General features: G+C 68.5%; 8 protein-coding genes. All 8 read left to right on the top strand.

Annotated features, from left to right (window positions below):
• Positions 1-359: 359 nt before the first annotated feature.
• Positions 360-3,188: a CRISPR-associated helicase Cas3' gene (cas3, locus tag LX16_RS21480; protein WP_211354681.1), complete on the top strand. Its 2,829-nt coding sequence runs from the start codon at positions 360-362 to the stop codon at positions 3,186-3,188.
• A 114-nt stretch (positions 3,189-3,302) separates the two neighbouring features.
• The gene (casA, locus tag LX16_RS21485) at positions 3,303-4,931 is read left to right on the top strand and encodes a type I-E CRISPR-associated protein Cse1/CasA (protein WP_147142319.1); all 1,629 of its coding nucleotides are present in this window, start codon (positions 3,303-3,305) and stop codon (positions 4,929-4,931) included.
• Positions 4,928-5,608 (top strand): type I-E CRISPR-associated protein Cse2/CasB, encoded by a 681-nt coding sequence (casB, locus tag LX16_RS21490; RefSeq protein ID WP_147142321.1) that lies wholly within the window; start codon positions 4,928-4,930, stop codon positions 5,606-5,608. The genes casA and casB overlap by 4 nt, the downstream gene beginning before the upstream one ends.
• On the top strand, positions 5,605-6,741 hold the full coding sequence (gene cas7e, locus LX16_RS21495; protein WP_147142325.1) for a type I-E CRISPR-associated protein Cas7/Cse4/CasC: 1,137 nt from the start codon (positions 5,605-5,607) through the stop codon (positions 6,739-6,741). Before casB ends, cas7e begins: the two co-directional genes overlap by 4 nt.
• Positions 6,738-7,460, top strand: coding sequence for a type I-E CRISPR-associated protein Cas5/CasD (gene cas5e / locus LX16_RS21500; protein WP_147142328.1), 723 nt, complete (start codon positions 6,738-6,740; stop codon positions 7,458-7,460). The genes cas7e and cas5e overlap by 4 nt, the downstream gene beginning before the upstream one ends.
• A 2-nt stretch (positions 7,461-7,462) precedes the next feature.
• The gene (gene cas6e, locus LX16_RS21505) at positions 7,463-8,110 is read left to right on the top strand and encodes a type I-E CRISPR-associated protein Cas6/Cse3/CasE (RefSeq protein WP_147142331.1); all 648 of its coding nucleotides are present in this window, start codon (positions 7,463-7,465) and stop codon (positions 8,108-8,110) included.
• A complete protein-coding gene (gene cas1e / locus LX16_RS21510) occupies positions 8,107-9,075 on the top strand; it encodes a type I-E CRISPR-associated endonuclease Cas1e (protein ID WP_147142334.1) in 969 nt (322 codons plus the stop codon). The genes cas6e and cas1e overlap by 4 nt, the downstream gene beginning before the upstream one ends.
• Complete coding sequence (gene cas2e, locus LX16_RS21515) at positions 9,072-9,446, top strand: type I-E CRISPR-associated endoribonuclease Cas2e (RefSeq protein ID WP_147142336.1); 375 nt, start codon at positions 9,072-9,074, stop codon at positions 9,444-9,446. The genes cas1e and cas2e overlap by 4 nt, the downstream gene beginning before the upstream one ends.
• The last annotated feature ends 79 nt before the right edge of the window (positions 9,447-9,525 follow it).

Here is a 9,525-nt window from a genome sequence, read left to right on the forward strand (position 1 = left end):
TGGGGGACCATCCCCGCGTGTGCGGGGAGCAGGGTAGTGCGGTACCCGCCCCGTTAAACACTAGAGGACCATCCCCGCGTGTGCGGGGAGCAGACTTGCCGACCTGGGAGTCTACCGGTGGGTAACCGGGTTTTTCACCAAGATCATTTGTGGGTTCCACTGTCGAAGCCGGATTCGGGTCGCCGTTGAGCCTACTCGGTGAAGCCGGCGCGGCACCCGAGGCTCACGATCCCGCTTCGTCGCATGATCGGACGGCCGGACACCCCGTTCGGGCGGCGTGGCGGTCCGATCGGGCACAGTCTCGTTGTCGCACAACCAGTCCGTCACCCCACCGGGTCGGCGTCGTGTATCTGTTGCGCGTGGGCGAGACATGGAACCCCGCCGAACTGTCCAGGGCGGCGGGTGTGGTGTGGGGCAAGGCGAGTTGGGACTCCGACGACTGGCTGCCGTTGTGGCGGCACCTGGCCGACGCCGGGCCGGTCGCGGGCCTGCTGTGGGACCACTGGGTTCCCGACCGTGCCCGCCGCGTCATCTCCGACTGTGTACCGGGCGGGGAGGACGACGCCCGCCGCCTGGTGGTGTGGCTCGCCGGCGTCCACGACATCGGGAAGGCGACACCGTCGTTCACCTGCCAGGTTCCCCGGTTGGCCGACCGTGGCACTGCCTTCGGGCTGCGGTGGGAACGTCGGACGTCCTATCCGGCCTGCGCGCATCACACCGTCACGGGTCAACTCATCCTGGAGACCTGGCTGATCGAACGACACGGCTGGAAGCGGTCGCAGGCGCGGCAGGCCGGGTGTGTGGTCGGTGGGCACCACGGCACACCACCTACCAGGGGGATGCTGACCGAGATCGCCGAGCACACCATGACGAAGCCCGCCATGGGGTGGCGGCCGGGCGACACCCGTCGCTCGGCGTGGCGGGACGTGCAGTGGGAGTTGCTGGACTGGGCCGCCGCCGGTGCCGAGGTCACCGACCGGCTCGACTCCTGGCGGGATCTGTGCCTCACCCAGCAGGCTCAGGTGTTGCTCACCGCGATCGTGATCATGGCCGACTGGATCGCCAGTAACGAGGAGTACTTCCCGTACTCGTCGGTGGACCGGTCCGACCGGATCACTGCCGGCTGGCGACAGGTGTCACTGCCGCCGCGCTGGCGGGCATCGGACCTGCCAACCGACGTCTCGGAGTTCTACCGGTCGCGGTTCGAGAACCGGCCGCCCCGACCGCTTCAGGTGGCGGCGGTGAACGTGGCACGCGGACTCCCCGACCCGTCCATCATGGTCATTGAGGCGCCGATGGGTGAGGGCAAGACCGAGGCGGCGTTGCTCGCGGCCGAGGTGATCGCCGAACGCGACGGCGGTGGCGTGGTGTTCGCGCTTCCCACCCGCGCCACCAGCGACGCGATGCTCGGCCGTATCCTCGCCTGGCTTCGGAGCGTGGTTCGGGACGACGACGCGCCGCTCGATCTGGGGCTCGGCCACGGTAAGAGCCGGTTCAACGCGCAGTTCCAGACGCTACTGCGGGACGGTTACGCCTGTGTGGACGCCGACTGGACGCGACGGCCGGGCAACCGGAGTTCGTTGCCCGCCGTCGCCGCGCATCGATGGTTGGCGGGCCGGAAGAAGGGTCTTCTGTCGCAGTTCATGGTCGTGACCATCGACCAGATTCTGTTCGCCGCCTTGAAATCGAGGCACGTCGTGCTGCGGCATCTCGGCCTCGCGGGCAAGACCGTGATCATCGATGAGGCGCACGCCTATGACGTGTACATGTCGCAATACCTGCACCAGGCGGTCAACTGGCTGGCCGGATACGGGTGCTCGGTGATCGTGCTGTCGGCGACGCTGCCCGCCGCGACCCGGGCCGAACTCCTCACCGCCTACCGGGGCACCGCACCGGATACGGCCGCTCTGATCGACGTGCCGTATCCGGCGATCATCTCGGCGGGTCAGACGGGTGACGTCCGGGTCGTGGCGAGCGAGGCGGACGCGACCCGCCGCACCCGTGTCTCAGTGGGGTACCTGGACGAGCCGGAGGACGACGAGTACGGGCCGCTGATCACCGAACTCGCCGATGCGTTGCGGGACGGCGGTTGCGCGCTCGTCATCCGCAACACGGTCGCGCGCGCCACCGGTACCGCCGCCGCGTTGGCCGACCACTTCGGACGCACGGTCCGGGTGAGGCTGATGCACTCCCGGTTCATAGCCGCCGACCGGGAGCGCAACGACGACTGGCTGCGCACCGAGTTCGGCGCCGACCGGGACGCCGTGACGACACCGACCATCGTGGTCGCCACACAGGTGGCCGAGCAGAGCCTCGACATCGACTTCGATCTACTGGTCACCGATCTCGCTCCGATAGACCTGATCCTGCAACGAATGGGACGGGTCCACCGGCACATGAGGGGACCGGAGCAGTCCGACCGTCCCGAACCACTTCGCGAGGCCCGATGCCTCATCACCGGAGCGGACTGGGCTGCGGGACCGCCGACGCCGGTGACGGCCTCCACCCGCATCTACGACGTCTACACGCTGTGGCGTTCCGCCGCCGTATTGGCCGACCACGTCGACGAGTCCGGCTGCGTCGTCGCGCTTCCCGGTGACATCGCCCCCTTGGTGCAACGCGCCTACGGTGACGCACCCGCCGGGCCCGCGGAATGGCGGCCGGCCGTCGACTCCGCGTTCACGGACTTCACCGCACGGCGGGAGCGGGATGCCGTGAAGGCGAAGCGGTTTCGGTTGAAGGACCTCGCCGAACCCGGTACGTCGTTGTTGGGCTGGCTTGACGTCGGTGTGGGGGACGTGGACGACCAGGCCGCCGGCATCGGGCAGGTCCGCGACGGCATGGACTCCCTCGAAGTGCTCCTGCTGGTCGAGCGGGACGGCCGTTGGTTCCTGCCGGACTGGCTACCCGCACTCGCCGGAACCGAGATACCGCGCGAATCGGAGCCCTTGCCCCGGCTCGCCAAGGCCGCCCTGGGCTGCGCGGTGAATCTGCCGTTCTGGCTGACGTCGGACGAGGTGATCGCGGAACTGGAATCCCGCAATGACAACCCGGCTTGGCAGGGTTCGCACTGGCTGGCGGGTGAACTGGTCCTGCCGCTCGCCGCCGACACCCTCGCCGCCACCGTCGCGGGCCACCACATCACCTACCACCCCGACACCGGCCTGACGGTACGCCGCGCCGCTTAACGAACCGCGCGGTGATCGGTTGCGCTCCGGACGGATCGAAATCCGCGCCCATACGGACAGTGACGAAACCGGATTCCGCCGACCTACCCTCGACGCATATCAGGAGGCGCCATCATGGACATAGAGGTCCGCTTCTCACTGCTGGACAGCGCCTGGATTCAGGTGTTGACGACCGACGGTGCGGTGGAGGAACTGTCGTTGCGGGAGTTGTTCGCCCGCGCCGACGAGGTCGTCGAACTGCTGGGCGAGTCCCCGACCCAGTCCTTCGCGATCATGCGGTTGTTGCTGGCGATCGTGCATCGCGCGGTGGATGGGCCGAGCCCGCGAGGATGGGGCGATCTGTTCGAAGCCGGAGCCCTGCCGGTCGCCTCGATCAAGGAGTACCTGGACCGGCACGCCGACCGGTTCTGGCTTTTCCATCCGTCCACGCCGTTCTACCAGGTGGTGGGGCTGCGAAGCGCTAAGGACGAGGTCTCGGGACTGGAGAAGCTGATCTCCGACGTGCCCACCGGCGGGCCGCTGTTCATCGGCCGCAGCGGCACCGCCCTGGAACGGATCTCGTTCGCCGAGGCCACCCGCTGGCTCGTCCAGTTGCAGGGCTATGACGTCTCCGGCATCAAGACCGGCGCGGTCGGGGACCCGAGGGTCAAGGGCGGCAAGGGGTACCCGATCGGTACCGGGCACGCGGGAGCCCTCGGCGGGGTGTACGTCCGGGGCGGGAATCTCACCGAGACGCTGCTGCTCAACCTGGTGTCGGACCGCGACGTCGGCACCGCCGTCTGGGAGCGTCCACCGCACACCTCCGCGCCCGAGGGAACCGCCGCGGTGGAACGGAGGCCGACGGGGGTCGCGGACCTCTACACCTGGCAGTCGCGGCGCATCCGGTTGGTCTGCGACGGTGAGGCCGTCACCGGTGTGGTGGTTGCCAACGGTGACCGGCTGCCGGCCCATGAGACTTTTCCGCTGGAGCCCATGACCATGTGGCGGCGCAGCAGGATCCAGGAGAAGAAGCTCGGCCTGCCCCTGGTCTACTTTCCGCGCCTGCACGATCCCGAGAAGTCGTTGTGGCGTTCGGCGGAGTCGTTGCTGCCCGCCCCGCCCGCCGGAACGGCCAACGCTGAGCCGGACTTCCGGCCACCTGGTGTGGTCGAGCACCTGGAGACACAGGCCGATGCCGACGCCTTCGGGCAGCAGACCTCCACGGTCACGCTACGCGCGGTCGGAATGCAGTACGGCACCCAGAACGCCGTCACCAATGAGGTCGTCACCGACGACCTGGAATTCCAGGCCGCGCTGTTGCGCGAAACCCACCCCGAGCTGCGGCGGCTGGTCCGCGACGCCGTAGAGGCGGCCGTAGAGGCGTGCAAGGCGGTCGGCCTGTTCGCCGCCGACCTGGTGCGTGCGGCAGGTGGAGACTCCTTCGCGCAGGTCGCGCAGCGCGACCGGGCCAGGGAGGCCGGATACCACGCCATCGACGGAGAGTTCCGGGAGTGGTTGTCGGGCCTGGGCGAGCACACCGACGTCGAAGATGCCGCGATCGACTGGCAGCAGCGGGCCGGCCGGGCACTGCGACGCCTGAAACACGGATTGATCGCGGCGACCCCGCCGTCGGCCTACCGGGGCCGGACCGAGGACGACCGCCAGATCAACGTGGCCACCGCCGAACGGTGGCTGAATCACCGACTGCGAAAGGCACTGCCCAAGGCACACGCCTCGGACGAGACACGAGAGGTCGCCGCATGACCACCGACACCACCACCAAGGAACGCCCCACCACCTGGGCCGGACAACGCGATGCACTGTCCCGACTGGTGTGGGGCAGGGTCGCGAGCCTGCAGAAGCAGTACTGCCGCCCGGATCCGACGCCACCGGCCAAGGCCGCGCTCGCGCAACTGCGTCGCGCCGCCGCCGACGACGGCACCTGGCGCGGCGTCAGCATGGACGCCTTCACCGTCGACATGTACACCCACGTACCGGTCGAGCTGTACCCGTTGACCGGCAACGGGAAGGAGCGCCGCTTCACCGACGACCCCACCAAGGCCGAGATAGCGGTGCGGACGGCGATGACGCTGTACGCGATCCACCAGCAGTCGCGGCGGGAACCCATACACGGCGGTACCCGGCCCGGCACGGCGCTGGCGCGACTCGCCTGGGGCGACGGCAACGAGACCGCCGTGCGTCGCCGGTTCGCCGCCCTGGTGACCGCCGACGGCTACCCGGAACTGATCCACCACCTGCGCACCATGGTGCGGATGCTACGCGACCAGGGCATCGCCATGGACTACGGCCAGCTGACGGGCGACCTGTTCACCTGGCAGTACCGCAGAAGCCGGGACGGCGTCCGGTTGTCCTGGTCCCGCGACTTCGAGAACCACATCGCTCCCCGCAAATCCGACTCCCAAGGAGACCCGACAACATGAGCCGCACCGTCATCGACGTCCACGCCATCCAGACCGTCCCACCGTCCAATTTGAACCGGGACGACACCGGTTCCCCCAAGACGGCCGTCTTCGGCGGGGTCACCAGGGCGCGGGTGTCCAGTCAGGCGTGGAAGCGGGCCATCCGCAAGGAGTTCAAGGATGTGCTGGAAGAGTCCGACCTGGGCCGCCGCACCAAACAGGTGGTGGAGGCGCTGGCCGCGCGGATCGCCGCACTCGACGAGGGCCTGAACGACGACGCCACCGAGCTGGCGATCGCCGCCTTCAAGGACGCGGGCGTCAAGATCGAGGCGAAGAAGACCAAGAAGACCGATACCACCGAGGAGAAGACCTCCCACGAGTCCGGATACCTGCTGTTCCTGTCGAACAACCAGTACGACAAGCTCGCCCGCGCCGTCGTGGCGGCAGCACGGTCGGGCGAGAAGTCGGACAAGAAGGCGTTGCGACAGATCATCGACTCCGACCACTCGGTGGACATCGCGCTGTTCGGCCGGATGGTGGCCGACCTGCCGGACATCAACGTCGACGCCGCCTGCCAGGTCGCGCACGCCATCAGCGTCCACGGCGTCGCCAACGAGTTCGACTACTTCACCGCCGTCGACGACTCCAAACAGGACGCCGAGGAGACCGGCGCGGGAATGATCGGCACCGTCGAGTTCAACTCCTCCACACTCTACCGGTACGCCACAGTGGACGTCGATGCGCTGCGGCGAAACCTCGGCGACGACACCGCGACGGTGCGCGCCGTCAAGGCGTTCGTCTCGGCGTTCATCACCAGCATGCCGTCCGGCAAACAGAACACCTTCGCCAACCGCACCCTGCCCGACGCCGTCGTGGTCAGCCTGCGAGACAGCCAGTCCGTCAACTACGCCGCCGCCTTCGAGGTGCCGGTGGAACCGGAGGACAAGTCCAGCCGAATCGCCAAGGCCGCCGAGGAACTGCGCCGCTACGCCACCGAGACGGCCACCAAGTACGACGCGCTCGCGCCGCTGCAGACATGGGTGCTGCACGTCGGTGACACCACCGCCGCCGTCGCCGAACTCGGTGAGTCCATGACGCAACGCGGACTCCTCGACGCGATCGAGACCGCTGTCGCCGAACGGATCACGTCGTGACCAGCCTGTGGTTCACCCTCTCCGGGCCGTTGCAGGCGTGGGGTGTGCGCAGCCGCTACGTCCGCCGCGACACCGCCCGGGAGCCCACCAAGAGCGGCGTCATCGGGATGCTCGCCGCCGCCCGTGGCCACCGCCGCACCGATCCGCTGCCCGACGACCTGCTGGGCCTGCGGTTCGGGGTGAGGACCGAACGGGCGGGCAGCATCGTCCGGGACTTCCAGACCGCCAAGCGGCTCGACGGCTCGTCGCTTCCGTTGTCGCACCGGCTCTACCTGGCCGACGCCGCGTTCCTGGTGGTGTTGGAGGGCGACGCGGCGCTGCTCGACGGGTTGCGGGAACGGCTGCTCCGCCCGGAGTATCCGCTGTACCTGGGCCGGCGGTCCTGCCCGCCGGGGCGGCCGGTCGTCGGCAAACCCGACGACCGCGGCTACATCGAAGTCTTGAACGAACTGGAGTGGCAGGTACCGGAACCGGTGGCGCGGCGCGCACCGGGCAGCGTGCGACTCGACATCGCGCGTGACGCCGGGCCGGGAGAGCCCTTCACACCCGGCATGGACATGCAACGCGACATCCCGGTCAGCTTCGACCCCGAACACCGACAACACGACTGGCGGCCGGTGATACGGGGCTCGGTACTCCTGGAGAACCCGCTCGGCGTCGATCGACCGGAGCCGACGCCCGCCCTGCCCGACCACGAACCCGCGGTATTCGGAGGCTGACGTTGTACCTCACCAGATTCCGGGTCAACCCGCAGCGGCGCGAGGCACGCAAGCTGTTGGGTTCCCCGCAGGCGATGCACGCCGCCGTACTGTCCTCCTACATGGACGCACCGGCGCCCACACCCGAGTCCCGGGTGCTGTGGCGGGTGGATCACCGGGGGCCGAACGTGACCCTGTACATCTCCGGGCCCGAACGCCCCGACCCGACCGCGTTGAAGGAACACGCGGGTTGGCCGGAACTGCCCGGCGGCTGGGATACCGTCGAGTACCAGCCGTTCCTCGACAAACTCGACGACGGCCAGACCTGGGCGTTCCGGCTGACCGCCAACCCGGTCAGATTCGGCCGGACCACGCACCACGAGAAGACCGTGGCGCTCGGCCACGTCACCGTCGCCCAGCAGACCGGCTGGCTACTGGACCGCGCCGAGAAACACGGCATGGCGATCGACCCGGCGACCGTGGCGGTCCAGGCGTCCCGGACCTGGCAGTTCACGCGACAGGGAAAGCCGGTCACCCTGAAGGTAGCCACATTCGACGGCGTCCTGTCGATCACCGAGCCGACGGCGTTCCGCCGGATGCTGTGCGCCGGTATCGGCCGGGCACGCGGCTACGGCTGCGGCCTCATGACCCTGGCCCGGGTGACCCCATGACCATCTCGGCCATCCCACCACCGGGCGCCACCGAACTGACCACCATGGGCAACCGGATCACGTTCCTGTACCGGGAGAGGTGCGTCATCGATCGCCACCAGAACGGGATCACGCTACGTGATGAACGCGGTGTCGAACACCTTCCGGGCGCCGGACTGGGCGTTCTGATGCTCGGTCCCGGAACGACCATCAGCCACAGTGCCCGGCGGCTGCTCGCCGACAACGGCGCCACCCTTGTCGATGTAGGTGAACAGGGCGTCCGGATGTACACGCACGGCAGACCCCTGTCGTCGTCCACAAGGCTCCTACAGGCACAGGCCCGAGCTTTCGCCTCCGACCGGGAACGGCTGCGGGTGGCACGTGACATGTACCGGATGCGGTTTCCGGACGATGATCCGACCGATTACGACATGCGAACCCTTCGGGGGAAGGAGGGGACCAGGGTCAAGCAGTGCTACCGGACGCACGCAGAGCGCACCGGTGTGGCGTGGACTCGTCGCGAGTACGACAGGACGGACTTCGCCGGCGGAACCCCGATCAACCAGGCGCTGTCGGCGGGAACCGCCTGCCTGTACGGCATCTGCCACAGCGTCATCGTCGCCATGGGGATGTCGCCGGGCCTCGGTTTCGTCCACACCGGCTACTATCCCGCGTTCGTGCACGACATCGCCGATCTCTACAAGGCGGACTACTCGATCCCCAACGCATTCGACGTGGTGGCGGACGGCGCCGACGACATCCCCCGCGAAGCGCGCACCAGGCTGCGCGCGCGGTTCGCCTCGGGCGCGCTGATGAAACGGTGTGTGGCCGACCTCCAACGGCTCTTGTTCCCCGACGGAGACGTGGACGAGGACGGGCGTGATCTCACGGTCACGGCGACGCTGTGGGACGACAGACTCGGTGAGGTGCCGGGCGGCGTCGACTACTCCGCCGACGCGGAGCGGGTCTGGGGGCCGGACGAGTGATCGTCATCGTCCTCACCAACTGCCCGGAGGGGCTACGCGGTCACCTCACCCTGTGGCTGATGGAGGTGAAACCCGGCATGTTCGTGGGAAAGGTGACCGCGCGAGTCCGGGACTCCCTGTGGACCAGGGTGACCGAGCTCTGTAAGGACGGGGACGCGATCATGATCCGTCCCGCCCGTAACGAGCAGGGCATGACGGTCACCTGCCACAAACACAAGTGGACACCGGTCGACCGGGAAGGCATCACCCTGATGAGCCGACCGCATCCGGGAGGTCGCGAGCCGAACCGGATGCGGGCCGGCTGGAGCAAGGCCGCCAAGTACCGCCGTTACGGTTCCGGGGCCGCCCGCCGATCGGACGGCCGAGAATGATCTTGGGGAACTTCTCGGTTACCCACCGGTAGACATCCAGGTCGGCAAGGGTGCTCCCCGCGCACGCGGGGATGGTCCC

The sequence above is a fragment of the Stackebrandtia albiflava genome, from assembly GCF_007994225.1.
GTDB lineage: Bacteria > Actinomycetota > Actinomycetes > Mycobacteriales > Micromonosporaceae > Stackebrandtia > Stackebrandtia albiflava.